14 protein-coding genes are annotated in these 15,054 nt (G+C 43.3%); all 14 read right to left on the bottom strand.

What is annotated here, in order from left to right; genetic code table 11:
- Nucleotides 1-3: 3 nt before the first annotated feature.
- Nucleotides 4-1,032 (bottom strand): sensor histidine kinase, encoded by a 1,029-nt coding sequence (locus DWZ93_RS02390; RefSeq protein WP_118049241.1) that lies wholly within the window; start codon nt 1,030-1,032, stop codon nt 4-6.
- A complete protein-coding gene (locus DWZ93_RS02385) occupies nt 1,029-1,718 on the bottom strand; it encodes a response regulator transcription factor (protein WP_118049240.1) in 690 nt (229 codons plus the stop codon). Before DWZ93_RS02385 ends, DWZ93_RS02390 begins: the two co-directional genes overlap by 4 nt.
- 260 nt (nt 1,719-1,978) lie before the next feature.
- Nucleotides 1,979-3,778, bottom strand: a complete 1,800-nt coding sequence (locus DWZ93_RS02380; RefSeq protein ID WP_118451868.1) for a DNA/RNA helicase domain-containing protein — start codon at nt 3,776-3,778, stop codon at nt 1,979-1,981.
- A gap of 41 nt (nt 3,779-3,819) precedes the next feature.
- Nucleotides 3,820-4,182, bottom strand: a complete 363-nt coding sequence (locus DWZ93_RS02375; protein WP_182001913.1) for an MmcQ/YjbR family DNA-binding protein — start codon at nt 4,180-4,182, stop codon at nt 3,820-3,822.
- Between the two features lie 155 nt (nt 4,183-4,337).
- The gene (locus DWZ93_RS02365) at nt 4,338-6,047 is read right to left on the bottom strand and encodes a lysozyme family protein (RefSeq protein ID WP_118049236.1); all 1,710 of its coding nucleotides are present in this window, start codon (nt 6,045-6,047) and stop codon (nt 4,338-4,340) included.
- Nucleotides 6,048-6,074: 27 nt separating this feature from the next.
- A complete protein-coding gene (locus DWZ93_RS02360) occupies nt 6,075-6,422 on the bottom strand; it encodes a hypothetical protein (protein WP_118049235.1) in 348 nt (115 codons plus the stop codon).
- A gap of 30 nt (nt 6,423-6,452) precedes the next feature.
- Entirely contained in the window at nt 6,453-7,253 is an 801-nt protein-coding gene (locus DWZ93_RS02355; protein WP_118049234.1) for a DUF6674 family protein, read from the bottom strand.
- Nucleotides 7,254-7,323: 70 nt separating this feature from the next.
- Nucleotides 7,324-9,654 (bottom strand): VirB4-like conjugal transfer ATPase, CD1110 family, encoded by a 2,331-nt coding sequence (locus DWZ93_RS02350; protein ID WP_330417415.1) that lies wholly within the window; start codon nt 9,652-9,654, stop codon nt 7,324-7,326.
- Complete coding sequence (locus tag DWZ93_RS02345) at nt 9,647-10,093, bottom strand: PrgI family protein (RefSeq protein WP_118049232.1); 447 nt, start codon at nt 10,091-10,093, stop codon at nt 9,647-9,649. Before DWZ93_RS02345 ends, DWZ93_RS02350 begins: the two co-directional genes overlap by 8 nt.
- A gap of 6 nt (nt 10,094-10,099) precedes the next feature.
- Nucleotides 10,100-10,570: a DUF4313 domain-containing protein gene (locus tag DWZ93_RS02340; protein ID WP_118049231.1), complete on the bottom strand. Its 471-nt coding sequence runs from the start codon at nt 10,568-10,570 to the stop codon at nt 10,100-10,102.
- 14 nt (nt 10,571-10,584) lie between these two features.
- Nucleotides 10,585-11,424 (bottom strand): hypothetical protein, encoded by an 840-nt coding sequence (locus tag DWZ93_RS02335; protein WP_025655176.1) that lies wholly within the window; start codon nt 11,422-11,424, stop codon nt 10,585-10,587.
- Nucleotides 11,425-11,487: 63 nt separating this feature from the next.
- Complete coding sequence (locus tag DWZ93_RS02330) at nt 11,488-11,856, bottom strand: hypothetical protein (protein ID WP_055056439.1); 369 nt, start codon at nt 11,854-11,856, stop codon at nt 11,488-11,490.
- Nucleotides 11,857-11,864: 8 nt separating this feature from the next.
- Nucleotides 11,865-12,956, bottom strand: a complete 1,092-nt coding sequence (locus DWZ93_RS02325; protein WP_330421704.1) for a VirD4-like conjugal transfer protein, CD1115 family — start codon at nt 12,954-12,956, stop codon at nt 11,865-11,867.
- A 101-nt stretch (nt 12,957-13,057) separates the two neighbouring features.
- Nucleotides 13,058-14,965: a group II intron reverse transcriptase/maturase gene (gene ltrA / locus DWZ93_RS02315; protein ID WP_118049228.1), complete on the bottom strand. Its 1,908-nt coding sequence runs from the start codon at nt 14,963-14,965 to the stop codon at nt 13,058-13,060.
- Nucleotides 14,966-15,054: the final 89 nt, after the last annotated feature.

The following is a 15,054-nucleotide window of genomic DNA, read 5'->3' as shown; positions in this document are numbered from 1 at the left end:
TCTTTATCTCGGCAGAAAAATAGAAAATGCCGATCCCTTTCCCACCTGTGATTCCACCGTAACGTAGCCGCCCTGCTGTGTCACAATTTCCCTGGTCAGATAAAGACCGATTCCAACACCCGGTTGATTATGAATCTCTTCTTCCCGGTAAAACCTCTTGAAAATAGATGCCTGATGGCTTTCTGAAATTCCTTTTCCAGTATCGGATACTTTTATCTCCACATACATTTCCCATTGCGCTACAAACACATGGATTCTTCCCCCTGTCGGGGTATATTTTACCGCATTGTCCAACAGATTAAAAATCGCTTCTTCTGTCCACTTACTGTCATGGGACACACACACATCCTCCGGACATTCCACTGATACATGGATCTTTTTTTGCTCTGCGGAATATAAGATTCCGCTCATAGCCTGCGCTAACGTATCATATATAAAGTGATCTTCTTTTTCTAATTGAATCACCCCGGTTTCCAAACGGGAGGTTTTCACCAATGCCTGTATTAAAAAATCCAGCTTATTGATCTGTCCTCTTACACTTTTCAAGAACTCATTTTGCTCCTGTTCTTCCAGGGATTTTGTCAAAAGTGTATCTACAATCATTTTCATGTTGCTCACCGGAGTCCTGACCTGATGGGAAATATCTGACACCAGGGACTGTAATTCCTGCCTCTCTGCTTCTACCTTCCGGTTGCTTTCCTGCAGGATATTATACAGACGTACCAGGCGGTGATGGATACGGGCAAAAATCGTCTCTCTGTCGGATACATTTTCGGGTTCCTGACTGCGGTTCATCATGTCATCCAAGATCTGGCACAGTTCAGAAGTAAAATTTGACAGTCTCATTCCCAACAGTTGTACCATAAAAAGCATCCACAGTGCTGCGCAGACTGTTAATGCCAGCCCAACCCATAACACTGCGATATTTTTGGTCAGAAAGAAGGAGAGCAATATGATTGCTGTCATTGAGAATACCATGCCGGCAGTCATCCAAAAAAACATCTTTTTTACAGAGGTTTTCTTTCCTATCATGCTGTTTCACCCCCGGTCCATTTATACCCCATGCCATATACGGTTTTGATATATACCGTTCCATCTGTCTCAATCTTTCCCCGGATGCGGCTTAACGTTGTCGTTAACGTATGCTCGTCCACATAATTTTCTGTGCAGTCCCATATTTTTTCCAACAACTGCTTTCTTGTTAATACACGATTGCGGTTCTGGCAGAACAGGTTCAGCATCCGTAATTCCAAAGTCGATAAGGTTAATGGCTTCCCACCCAGCATAGCTGTCTGCTCTGCAAAATTTAAAAACAGCCTGCCATCATCAAAGACATCCTGCATAGCTACATGATGCCGCATCATACGCAGTACATTTTCTACTTTTCTCTGCAGGGAATGGATGGAAAAAGGTTTTGTAATATAATCTACTGCTCCAAGTTCATATCCTCGGATCTCATCACTTTCCCGGTCATTTGCGGTCAAAAAGATTACAATGGTATCACTATATTTATCCCGGATTGTTTTTGCAATTTCATATCCATTTCCATCAGGAAGATTAATATCCAATAGTACCAGATCAAACGGTTGGCTTTTTAATACTTCCATGGCTTCTTTTACCGTTTCCACCGAAACAATCCCATAGGATTCTGAGTGTAGGTTGTAAACCAACATTTTATTCAAAAGTTCATCATCTTCTACGATTAAAATCTGTTTCATTCCTTTTCATCCTTTACGATCATTTTGCTATCATTCCAATTCTTATTTTACAACAGAAATGTCCTAGAAATGTTACAGATTGAAAAATTTATGATTTTCTTTTTGAAATCTTAAAAATCTTTTGGAACGCAAAAAAGAAGATGTATCTATAAAACACATCTTCTTTCAGCTTTTAAAACATTAAATTACAAATCCAATTTTATCATCAAGATATCGTTATGTTCTACTTTTTCTTCCGAGTTAGAACTGCTGTTATATGTTTATGGAATGCTAATTGCTTCTACATACTCACAATAATTTGATATCAATTCGTAAATTTCTTCACATTCCAATTTTTCCTGCATTAAATTCAATAGTTTTAGACCATTTCGTACAACCTTTTTCTTCAATTCAGCTCCCATCAATTCATCATTTATCATATCTACTGTTTCTGAAATTGTAATCGCATCATTCTTCTCTAACCCTGGAAGCTTATCCTTAATCTGTTTTGTAAATCGATTTAACTTTTTAACTGATAGGGTTACATTTGTACGATTCTCTTTATACTGATATCTAGATAACATATCGAATTTTATATTTAGAATAGCAGAAAATAATTTATAATTCTCTACTACTAACACACACAATTTCTCTCTTGCACGAGAAATAGCTTGATACAATAATTTATAAAATAATAAATCTGGGTTGGGATGTTCCTTTCCCTGTATCCTTCTCTCTCGGTCATATCTAAAGTTTTCATCCATCATAATCATAACTTTATCATATTCCTGCCCTATAACGTGATGTGTATCATAAGTATTTGGATACAAATCAATAGAATTCGAATAATACATTGATTGTATATAGGATATAAATGTATATCCTTTTTCGTTATACAAGTCAATTAACTGCATTGCCTCTTCTGTGTTATTTGCAAATAACACATCAATATCAGAATAATCCATATATCCCCTTGCACGATTATTCAAATTCATCATAGTTCTTGTGAAAGAAGCAATCTCCTTACTCGTTCTTATTTTATCCGACAACATATACTCTATAAATCCATCAACTTCTTTTAACTTGGCTGGAATATTTCGATTCACCTCTGCTTTTGATAAAGATTGTACATAATCATATGCAAAAATGACCGTTTTAGATTCAGAAATCACTTCTTCTAATATTTTTTTGAATGCTGATATATAAATTCTTTGAGATTCATCCACAAATATATATTGATACTTTTTTAATCTTTCCGCTCCATCACCATTTAATTCTTTTGCCGAGAAAATGTTTACATTTTCCCACTGCGTATTTAGGGTCTTATGCCCATTACATAAAATACCACTATGGATTAAACAACATTTTAGACCTTGTTCTGCAACCGTCTTTATAATATCATATAACAAAAGTGTTTTACCTGTTCCCGCTTTTCCTGTTATCCCTAAAATATGTTCCTTATCATCTAATAGAATCAAATCGACTATTTTTTTCTTTATATCATGTTGTTGATTCGTCAAAAAATAATCACCAGTCATAAATTTACTCGGTGTATTTAAAGGTGAAATAAGGTAATTATTTGCCTGAAACAATGATTCAATGTTTTCTCCAAGGCTCTTTTGAAGCAACTCCATAGTATCTTTTAAATCTTCTAATTCAACAATTTTGACTCCTTTAGAGGTATATTTATATAATTCTTTTGTAGATTCCACAAACGTATACAAGCGTACATCTGGGGCTAGATGTTTTAAGTAATAACGGTTCTTTTCTAACTGATTTTGAATAACATCTACTCCTACATCTTCACTTTTTAACTCAATATTCAAAACGAGTTTACCCTTATCAAGTTTTATCAGATCAAATTCTTTTCCAATCTGTTCTATCGTAAAAGAAGCGAAAAAATTCTCAAAATGCTTTGTCTCTATATCTATATCCAGTAGTAAATCAACAAGAGTTTTTATCGCAACAAACTCCTGTACTTTTACATTTAATTTTTTTGATCTTTGTGACAAAATATTTTCGTATTCAGTAGCCATATCCTCTTGTATCCTTGAATATGTATATATATTTATTGCTTTCATATTTCCTCATCCTCTGCATATCATTCAAATTTATTTACAAATCAATATTTCTTCCCATCTATCAAATCATAACTCATATCCAAAAAGTCTAAGATTTTCGCCTCACTTACACTTCCATCTAACAACATGGTGATCCAATACTTCTTATTCATGTGATACCCTGGCAGAAAACCGTAGGTCTGTGTCAGAAGTCCAACCATATCCGGTTCACATTTCACATTGATGATATCTACGGTTCCTTCCTCTTTCAAACCCAGTTTTGATTTTTCAACTCGCAGAATAGCTGCATACCATTTTCCATTCTTATGCCGGAGGATTGCACTCTCTGGAGAACTATTCCAAAGATATTCCGGAACTGTTCCATATTGCTTTTTTACATATTCAAAAATCTCTTCCCGTTTCAAATATTCCACTCCCCAATGACTCTATTTTATCAATCTCATGATTGTACTTTTCATATTTATCAGCAAGCAGGACGTGCGCCCTGCCCGCCTTTCCTATTATAGCATTGTTCCTCTACTCCTACAATGCAATCCGTTCTTTGATTTTTTCTCACTTTTTAATAAGCTACCAGCCCATACCCCAGAATCGACTGGGAATTCACCGTATAGCTGTTCTGCTTTACCGCATCTCCGCTGTTTCCCTCAATCGTATGTACCGTAGTTCCATCGCAGCTTTCTACGATTCCCACATGATCGCTGGATCCATCATGATTCCAATCAAAAAAGATGATAGTCCCTGGTGTCGGAACATTCCCGCCACTCTGCCATTTTCCTTTCTCCTGAAACCAATCTACGCCTGCAGTACAAAGGGAGAACTTTGGTACTGCTCCTTTCTGAATCAACCCTGCCTGATCAGCACACCAGCTGACAAAGCAGGCACACCATTCCTCCCGGCTGTCAAATCCATACCATGACCAGAACTTCTCTCCGCCTTCATTTCCAAGCTGACTTTTTGCAATGGTGACAAGCTGTCCGTTTCCAAAAAGTCCGGTAAACCAACCTCCGCCGGAATAATACCGCATCACATGAGGCACATACTCCGGATCCCCATACCCAGACCAGCCATGGGCGGCTGCCTGTTCCTGGGAAAACTGCAGCGCATTGGCTTCACTATAACCGCCAAACTTTTCCAACGCCCACGAGATATATCCATTCCCATAATTATACCCCTGCCAACTGAGTTTCAGCTTGTCCATATCCTGTGGGCTTTGGCATCCGGATTCCCGGACACAATCTGCATAATACTGTATCCCCACCTTGATGGAATAGTCAGCATCCTGAATCGCACCGGGGGTATTGGGATACTGGGTGTTATAAGGACACTCACTGGCCTGCATGGGATCGGTTCCCCTGCCTCCGCTTTCCTGCATCATAATGGCTTGGATTGCTGGGACATATTCCGGGATTCCAAATTCACTGGCATACTTTTGAATGGCAGGTGTATGTGCCAGCACTTCTGCGCTTAATGCCTCACTGCTCTGGGATTTTCCCAAAAAGGCTGCACCCCCAATGATCCCCACAATCAGAATCAGAACGACAAACACTGCGCCTCCACCTGCCATCAGTGCTGCAAATGCAGCTTTCACTGCATGAGCGGCGGCTTCTGCCATGGCTTTCAATCCTCTTCCGGTTGCCTTTGCAGTCTTTGCACTTTGCTTGGCAGTCTGAACCGAGTGCATGGCGGCTCGTTTCGCTTCCCTGGCTGCTTTCATGGATTTGAGTGCTTGTTTCTTCTGTAAGACTGCCTGGGTTTTCACCTTTTGGGAAGAAACCGGAGAGGCTTTCACCACACGGGGCGCTGTTTTTACCGTCCGATTTCCAGCTTCTTTTATTGTTTTTTCGGCTTCCGGCTTGACCTTAATGCTTCTTTTGGCTTCTGTTCGCCCTTTCTTTGCCTTTGTCTGCCCTGCCTGGGCGGATGTGCCACCTGTTCCTGTTTCTCCGTCCAAAGGGGCTGTCGCAGCTTCTCTCTGCTTTTGTTTCTGCTCCTTTAACTTCTCATAAGTTTTTACCACCAGCTTCTTACCGCCACGATAGGCTGCCGAAGCACTTTCCCTTCCCATGCGCTGTTCCACACGCTGGATGCGGTTTCCGGCATATTCTACCGGGGATTCCTCTCCCGTTTCTCTTCCGAGCTTATCTGTCATGATGCTGGACTTTTCTTTTGCTTCCAGCATCGCAGAACGCACCAGTTCCTTTGGAAGCCGGGAGGCAGGATTACGGATCTTCGGACTTTGATCCCGCACTTTTTCTTTGATCTCTTTCAATCACACACCTCCCATCTTTTGTACTTTCTAACGTTCCCTTCCCCGTTTTTTTGTTTTCTTCTGCTGACTCTCCAGCTGTTCCAGTTCCCTTACCGCTTCCTGCACCAGCGGATGATTGGCATAATAGGGAACATAGGATAATAACTCTTTTCCCTTCTCCCCGGTAACTAATGGATATTCTCCCTCGTTATACAGAGGATCCTCTGCATGGTGCAGGGAAAATTCCAAAGACGGGAGCATCTGAGGGGAACGTTTGCAAAATCTCTGGTAATGCCGGAATGCTTCTTTTAAAGATGTACATTCGATACATTCCCCCATCCCATGGAACTCCCCGCACTCCGCTGCAAGAAACGTAATGGTTGTTTTTTCTTTCATGGATTTCACCTCCCTTTGAAAAACTTCTCTTTATCGAACCGCAGACTTCTGTTTTTCTTCTTTACCAAACTTCAAAGGGTGTGGTTCCTGTCTCAGTTTCTGCAGGGTATCCTTCACAGACGGTTGTTTTCCTTCTCTTGCTTCCAGCTTCCCTATCTGCTGTTGCAATCGCTCCGTTTTCTGTTCCAGCTTATGGATACTCCGCATGGATTGGAATAACACCTTCTGGGTTTGAAAGATGATTCCCTGTTCGGGATTGCGTTCTGTGAGCTTTCGCACCTCTTTTCCACCCGCTTCCAGAAATGCATTCCGCAGATGCCCTTTGGCAACATGCAGTTCTTCCGCCATACTTCCCAGACGGTCAATCTTTTGATCCATCGACAGCATCATGCTGTGCAGAGAAGACTGAAGTATTTGTAATCCCTGCGTAAGGTGCATTCCCTTTACCGCAGAGGCAAGGGCATCTTTCCCCTTTTCTTTAAAATCAACAACTGCCTGCTCTGCACGTTTCACAAACTTTGTCTTAAATTCTCCCACCTGAAAACGAAGTGTTTGCACCTGATGTTCCGCCTTCTGGATTGTGTTCACCGCAAAGAGTTTGACCTTGCTTTCCTGCATCACACCCAATTGCTTCTTCACCTCTCCCAATTCCTTTAGGACAGTTCCCAGCTGCATTTCCATAGAATCAATATAGTCTGCCATACGGAGCACATCCCCTTTTTCCTGATTCATGCCCTGTTGTTCCAAAAGTTCCAGCAATGCCCGGATACTGCCCTGCTCCCGAAGCGGTTCTCTCGTTTCCTGGATTTCTACTGTTTGTCCTTCTTCCATTTACATTCCCTCCTTCCCAAAAGGATGCTGCCGAAGAAATTCCAACAGCACCCTAAAAATATCTTTTCGACTAACACTCTCCCGGTTTCGTTGTCATCAAGCGGTACAGCTTCGTATTCTTCGGGAAGCTGTTCTCAAATGGCACCAGATTTCCGGAACACCGGATCAGTCCCTTTCCTGCGCCTACATTGGTGATGTAGGATAACTGGTTCTCGGAAATATTCAAAAGGGAAGCCAGTTCATCCCGGTCTGTGGTTGCCTGATTTAAAAGAATCAGGAATTCACTGTTTGCCAGCATCAGCCTTGCGGTATCGGATTTTAACAGTTCTTCTACGTTCTGCGTTAAACCTGTGACAAATCCCTGGTATTTACGAATCCTCTTGTAGAGGCGGTAGAAAAAGTCAGCGCTATATTGGTACCGGAACAATAGATAAAACTCATCAGCAAAGATCCAGGTAGTCTTTCCTCTCTTCCAGTTCTGGATCACACGGTTGAAAATACTGTCCAAAGTAACCAGCATCCCCAGGGGCATGAGCTGCTCTCCCAGTTCCCGGATATCATAGGCAATGATACGGTTCTTCGTATCCACATTGGTTTTCTGTGCAAAGGTATTGAGACTTCCATTGATAAACAGTTCCGAAGACAATGCAAGTCCTCTGGCCTCTTCTTCCGGCTGGAGCATGAGCTGGCGGTACAAGTCTTTCAAGGTGGGCGCTTCGCTTTGGTAACCGCTCCGGATATAGTCCCGGTACACATCTGCCGTACAGCGGTCCAGGATGGATTTCTCCTTGGCAGACAGATTTCCTGCCCCTACTAACTGCTCAAACAAAGACAGGATAAATTCCGACTTTTCAATCAGCGGATTCTTATCATTGCCATAGGCAGAATCCATATCCAGTGCATTCAGATGGGTGTTGGATGTAGCGGAAATCGTAATCACTTCCCCATGCAGCGCTTCTACCAAAGAACCGAACTCGGACTCCGGATCTAAGATGAGGATGTCATCTTCCGTAGACAGGGCAAGATCCACAATCTCTTCTTTTGCCGAGAAACTTTTTCCCGAACCGCTGACACCCAGACGGAAAGAATTTCCGTTCAGAAGTTTTCTCCGATCTGCCACCAGCATATTTTTGCTCACCGCATTCTGCCCATAGTAAATACCACCCGGCTGCATGATCTCCTGGGTATGGAACGGGATCAATACTGCAGTGGACTCTGTGGTCAAGGTACGAAGGGCATTGATCTTTCGGATGCCATAAGGCAGTACCGTATTCAAGCCATCCACTTGCTGCCACTTCAAAGTTGCCATCTGGCACAAATGCTTTCTTGCCACGGATAAGATGCTTTCCGTATCCGAATCCAACTGTTTCTTGCTGTCTGCCATATGCACCATGGTAAGGATGCCGAACATCATCCGCTGATCCCTTGTGGTCAGGTCATCCAGCATCTCTTTGGTTTCCTTTCTCTGTAGTTCCATATCATAGGGCACAATGGCGGAAAAGTTATTGTTAGCATTCTGGCGTCTCTGCCAATTGGTCACGTTCGTCTCCACACCGAGCAGACGGTTTTGGATCTCACGCACTGCTTCGTCTGTTGGCACTGGGAGAATGTCGATGGACAGCATCAGATCCCGGCTCAAATCACATAACTCCGAAATCATGTCATCCTTTACATAACTGGCATAATCCTGCATATACAGCACCCGTCCGTACCGCTCATTGATCTTGAAACAGTCTTTGGAAAACTCCATGGACTGGGGACAAATCCAGTCTTTGAAACTGCTCCCTTTTTTGGCAAAGGCTTTCATATCAAAGGGAAAGCACTGGGGTTCATCTGCCTGGAAGAAATCCCGGAAAATCTGCAGGCGCTGTTCCGCATCCAGTTCTTCCCCAATGGAGGACAGCTTGCTCAGATGGGTGATGATATCCGTTCCCACACGGGCAAAATAGGTTCTTGCCTCATCAATGTTCTTCTTATGGACACTGACCGTCAGATACCGTTCCTGATAAATGCTGTTGTTGGTGCCGCTGACCTTGGATAACAGCATTTCGTTGTATTCCTTCCGGTATTCATCCAGCCCGTCCTCTTTCACCGGCAACAGCAGGGAGGCTTCAAACTCTTCCTTATTGATTCTTCTGTTGTTCAGGGTGATCTTAGCAGATGCGCCGGAATCCAAAGCATTTAACAACTCACTGTAATCTAAGAACATTTCCGTTTTATCTTCTTTACTTGCAATGGCATAGTTGATATCCGAAAACCGAAAGGATTTGGAAAATTTCGTCCCGGACTGGAACACCCCATCCGGCCAGATCCGCTGGATGGGAATTGCCTGCTGGACAGACCTTGGGACTTTAAACTTCTCCCGGTCCATTTTTAATGCCTGCTGTAAGGTTTTAATCAAACGCACCACTCCTTCCTGCCTTCTTTTTCTGCTTCATCTGTTTTTTCCTTGCCCGCTGTTCCCGCTTTTTCAAAAGGTCAGCACCATCTCCCCTGGTCTTTTCTCCAAGACTCATAGTTTCTTCCATGCAGGCATGGTACAGATCCTCGCTTTGAAACAACAATCGCTTGGGGTATAAAAACTCGGACTTGATATATGCCCAGGCAAACTGCTCCGCATTCATGCCATGATACTGGAAGAACCCGCAGGCTGCGAAAGGAGCAGCTCCTAAGATACACAGCCACCCAGTCATTTCCTGCCCCACATAGTCTCCCAGACCAAAATAAATCCCTACTGCCACAGCGATGGCAAGTAGGGAAAAGATACACTGGCGCAAATTCAGCCCCATAAACATGGACTCTTGATAGTTACGGATTTCTTTATTCATTTTTACTTCCATATACTTCTATCTCTCTCTTTCTCTTTTCTTTTTGCCTGTAAGTTTCCCTTGGTCTTTTTCCGATTCTTTTGGCACATCCAGCCCCCATTGTCTGCAAAATTCTTCCACACCTTCCCGGTCATACTGGGCAAGCCTTGCAAGGTCAAATGCCACCGGGGTGTAGGTAGCAAAGCCTGACCGCGCCTGTCCCGGCAGTATGTTTCCCAGCCTGTTCTTTTCGATGAATGCCAGCTTGTCCTTCGTAAAATCACCGCTTATAAATGCCTCTTGGGGTTCCAGACCATACCCACCCGGAAGATTTACCGTCAGATCATCAAACAATTCCAACTCCCCTTCTTCCTGGCGGTACATCAAAATCGCAAGCCCGTTTCCATAAGCATAACTGGATACCTTCAAAGTAATTTCTTCCTGCCCGTATTCCCAAGGGAATGGCAAAGTCTTTCTTTCGTTTCTAGTTTCGTTGTTCTTCTCATTCATGGTTTTACTTCCTCCTATAATCCCATCATTTCTTTCACAATCCGGTCGGATGCTTTTACCGCCCCTACCAGTACCAATAAGTTAAACACCAGCTCTCCGATATAATTCCACACAATGGTCACCGCACTTAAGGACGTATCCCCAATGGCCGGGGGACTGGCAGAATACACGGAAAAGATAATGCAGGCCAGTGCAATGATCGCCCCTTCCAGACACACTCCGGCATAAGACTTGATAAAATTCTTTCCCACCGACTGAGAGGGTTCGCCCGCAAAAGTGGAAATGGGGATGGGTGCAATGGCAGTGTACATATACAGCTTGAACATCCTTCCATATACCGTAAGGATCATAATGAAGGACAGCACCGTAATCAAAAGGCTTCCAAGCAAGGTCACAATCCACAAGGGAATGGATTCCAGCATTCCCACCGCTTCAATCTTTTCCACAATCTCTGCCGGAAGTTCTGTCACACCCCCGTTTGTCATACCTGACTGTGCCATGATGGTGGACACAATCCCCTGCACAATGGAAAACAGCGCTGTCATCAGTTCCATGCCATACATAATGGCGCCTTGTGCCAGAGCAAACCGGATAAAGGCTTTGAGGGCATGCTCCGGCTTCTTCATATCCGTAAAGCTGCCACAGGTCTTTACAATCCCGGCAGCAAAAAACAAGACCAACAATCCATATCCAATGGCAGTCAGCGCTCCGTTGATTCCTGTGATGACACTCCAAATATCTCCCCCCTTAAAAGATTCCGGGCTTTGGGTAAGCAGTGTCCAGATTTCTGCCAGTTTCTCATTCCAGGTGTTCAGTGCAGAGTTTAAGTTCTGCACGATCCAGTTATCACTCAAACAGCTTCACCTCCTTTGCCGGGGCCGGAAGAATCTCTCCCCGCCCCTTTCCATTTCTTCCTGCTACCCAACGATCAGGTCCAGGATCTCTTTTGCGAAGGTGATGATGACGCCGCCTGCCAGCGTCAGAAACCCGTTGGCTCTCTGGCTGGGATCGTGGCTCTTGAGGCTCAAGCCTACCTGTACCACACCAAATCCCAATAAGATCAGACCGATGGCTCGGATCAGGGAAAAGATAAAGGTGGACAGGTTATTAATGACCGCCAGCGGATCTCCGGCAGCAAGCACCGGGACTGCCCCTACGGTCATAGACAGCACCAGCGCCACATAAAAGGCAAAGGGATATTTTGGTCCTTTTCCCATAAGTTTCGGTACAGTGGCATGGTTTCCTGTTTGATTCTTTGGCATTTCATTTGTTTTCTTCAATGGCATTCCTCCAATCAAAAAGACTGCTCCCCTCCGAGGATTTCCTCAGCTGAGAGCAGTTCATAATCATCCAGTCTCCTGGTATCAATGGTTACATCTTCATGGGACAGCGGTGCTTTCGCATAATCATAGGGAGGCGCACCGCCATCCTCGGTATATTTCACATTCACATGCTTATGCAGATCATATTTCTCATCCAAAATGGGACGCTCCCCACGCACCAGCAGCACCGCTTTCCGGTTATCCAAAAGCCGCACTTCATCCGGGGTAAGAAGTTCCCTTCCAGACTGTTGGAAATTCACAGAATAACTTCCGCTTCTTCCCTTGGTCTGCCCGTAGGTATTGGTATCCAGCGTTTCTTTTCCCAGTAGTTCTGAGACATATTTATGCCCCTCTTTTTCATTCCCGCCCAGGTATAAAAATTCATCGCAATTCCCGATGAGACTTTCCCAGCTATCCTTAAACAAGGCTTTCATCTGTGCAATATTCTGAATGATGATACTGCAGGAAATTGCGCGCGACCGCATGGTTGCCAGAAGTTTGTCAAAATCATCCGGCAATGCCACATTGGGCCACTCATCCATGATGCAGTGTACCGGGATCGGCAGTTTCCCATGGTATTTCCGGTCTGCCACATAATAAAGGGTCTGAAACAGGTTGCTGTAGATCATCCCCACCAGATAATTGAGGCTGGTATCCGCATCCGGGATACAACAAAACAGCGCCACTTTTTTCTCCCCGATGCTGTAAAGATCCAGTTCATCGGTACAGGTTAAATTGGCAATCTGTTTTAAGTTGAACGCTGCCAGACGGACACCTACGGAAATCAGGATAGACTTGGCAGTTTTTCCAGCCGCCTGTTTGTAAATGGCATACTGCTTGACCGCAATACTTTCCGGATTGCGCATCTCCAGTCGTTCAAACAGAATATCCAAAGGCGACTGGTATTCCTCATCGTCCTCTTTCACCTGGGCAGAACCTAACATTTCCATAATCATGGAGAAGTTTTGTTCCTCCGGCGGCGCTTCATGTAACAGATACAGCATCAGTGCCTGCAACAGCGCGGTTTCGCTTTGTGTCGATAGGTAAGCCTTTGATGTAATCACCAGCTTTTCCCCCGACTAGCACCGGACATGCGACTTTCACCGCATCCGGCGCCCCACCGATTGCTTTTCTCAGATATTTAATCAGTTTCCAAATTTTCACATTATCCTATTGTAGGAAGTCCAGACAGCTTTCGCAGACTGTTTATCTTAGACATCATTTTCGTAGTTACTTTCAATGTTTTGGCTAAGGCTTTTAATTGTTCCAGAGATGTTTTCTGTAATAACGGTAAATATCTGTCATGAATCAGAGTCATATTTTTGTAGCGTTCCAAACCACCTTGCTCTTTTGGCTTTTTATACCAACAAGCAATGCTTTGGGCAGTTGTAAATTTTTCCCCGCTGATAGCACATTTCCCTTTCTGTGCAGAAAATAGTGACAGACTGCTGTCCAGAACTTCTATGCTATCTTCTTGAGGTTTCTTTGTTTTCAATCCATACAGAACTGCCTTATTTAGGCTTAATTCTGTATGGATTGGCTCTCTGCCCTCCGCTGTATAACTGCATACTTTGATTCTTTTCGGCATAGCCACTTTATATTTCACATATGCGATTGGGTATATCATTTGGTCAATTCCAGCAACATAACGAACCATTTTCGATTTTCCAAACCTTTCCTGTTCGTTTTTTGTCATTGTCCCACCTTCCCGTTTCAGCATACTTCCTTTTTCAGTGTTCATCCGATTGGTCAGTACCGTCATCACCTGTCTGTGGAATCCCCTGCAATCAATACTGATACAGGTTGCAATCTGATAATAATTCTGTATGCCTAACACCATGGAGTTGTATAATCTTATCTCATTTAAACAAGTCATTTTCTCCCTTGGCTTGGCGATATGTTTTGCCTGTTCCACTAACTTCTCTTTTTCAATTTTAGCCTTTTTGTCACAAATTGCTGACTTCACGATATATCTGTGGTTTTTCTGAATAACTCTTATCTTGAATCCCAAAAACTCCGACCACCTTTTACGGGTGTTTACAATCCTTGTTTTCTCTGGGGATACTTCAAGCCTCAGTCGTTCTTCAATCCACCTTGTAACAGCTTCTTTTGTTTTTACGGCATCTTCCTTGGTTTTACAGAAAATTCTAAAATCATCCGCATATCGAATGATGTGCATTTCTTTTAATCTTGTTTTGCGCATCATATTGTATCCACTGCCTTTGTCCAGAACTGGGGATGTGCGGATAATCCGATACTTCGCTTTCTTTAGTGCCAGAGGATTTTCTTCCCACTGGCTCGCTACCCACCAGTCAAGTTCATTCAGTACGATATTTGCCAGCAAAGGGGAAATAATTCCTCCCTGCGGTGTTCCCTTGTCAGGGATAATCGTGGAACCGTCCTGCATTCGTATAGGTGCGCTCAGAATTCGCCGGATTACAAATAGCAGCTGCTTATCCTGTATTCCCATTGCCCACATCTGCTTTATCAGCTTGCTGTGATTCACATTATCAAAGAACCCTTTTATGTCAAATTCAATGACATAATGTAAATTCATTCGCTGTAACATCGTATAGGTTTTTGATATTGCATGTTCTACAGACCGATTAGGTCTAAACCCATAGCTGTTGTTATAAAACTTTGCTTCACATATTGGTTCTAAAATCTGTTTCACACATTGCTGTACCAGCCTGTCCCATATACAGGGAATCCCTAATGGACGTGTTTTTCCATTTGGCTTTGGGATATCTTTTCGCCTTACAGGTTTGGGTCTGTAACCATGCTGACTTTCTGTGACAATAAACCTCACTTTCTTCACTACCATATCGGGTGTCATTCTCCCGATTACTGTGATATTCTGATTGTCTGTTCCTGCTGTATAGCTTCCCTTGTTGGCTTTTATATTTCTATATGCAAGCAGTATATTGTCCCGGCTTAGTATCAGCTCCATGAGATGCTCGAATTTTTCACCGTCCATGCTCTTTTGATATAATGTATCAAAAGTAGTCTGCATATCATAATATTCTGCATGCCGAAGGTCATCTACACATAGGCTTTTGCTTTTCTTTGGCATAAGGCATCACCTCCTTGAAAGTGACCCTTTTGGTCTTACTCGAATCCTTATGTTGGACTGAATAATATCTGATTTTTCACAATCGGCTG

The organism is Dorea sp. AF36-15AT, assembly GCF_003477705.1.
Classification (GTDB): Bacteria; Bacillota; Clostridia; order Lachnospirales; family Lachnospiraceae; genus Claveliimonas; species Claveliimonas ammoniilytica.
The sequence above is the reverse complement of the archived record's forward strand: the minus strand, read 5'-3'. Positions and strand labels throughout refer to the sequence as shown.

Bases quoted from the DNA above. Each gene is read 5' to 3' on its own strand.
- DWZ93_RS02390 (WP_118049241.1), bottom strand. From the start codon at position 1,032: ATGATAGGAAAGAAAACCTCTGTAAAAAAGATGTTTTTTTGGATGACT.
- DWZ93_RS02385 (WP_118049240.1), bottom strand. From the start codon at position 1,718: ATGAAACAGATTTTAATCGTAGAAGATGATGAACTTTTGAATAAAATG.
- DWZ93_RS02380 (WP_118451868.1), bottom strand. From the start codon at position 3,778: ATGAAAGCAATAAATATATATACATATTCAAGGATACAAGAGGATATG.
- DWZ93_RS02360 (WP_118049235.1), bottom strand. From the start codon at position 6,422: ATGAAAGAAAAAACAACCATTACGTTTCTTGCAGCGGAGTGCGGGGAG.
- DWZ93_RS02355 (WP_118049234.1), bottom strand. From the start codon at position 7,253: ATGGAAGAAGGACAAACAGTAGAAATCCAGGAAACGAGAGAACCGCTT.
- DWZ93_RS02345 (WP_118049232.1), bottom strand. From the start codon at position 10,093: ATGGAAGTAAAAATGAATAAAGAAATCCGTAACTATCAAGAGTCCATG.
- DWZ93_RS02340 (WP_118049231.1), bottom strand. From the start codon at position 10,570: ATGAATGAGAAGAACAACGAAACTAGAAACGAAAGAAAGACTTTGCCA.
- DWZ93_RS02330 (WP_055056439.1), bottom strand. From the start codon at position 11,856: ATGCCATTGAAGAAAACAAATGAAATGCCAAAGAATCAAACAGGAAAC.
- ltrA (WP_118049228.1), bottom strand. From the start codon at position 14,965: ATGCCAAAGAAAAGCAAAAGCCTATGTGTAGATGACCTTCGGCATGCA.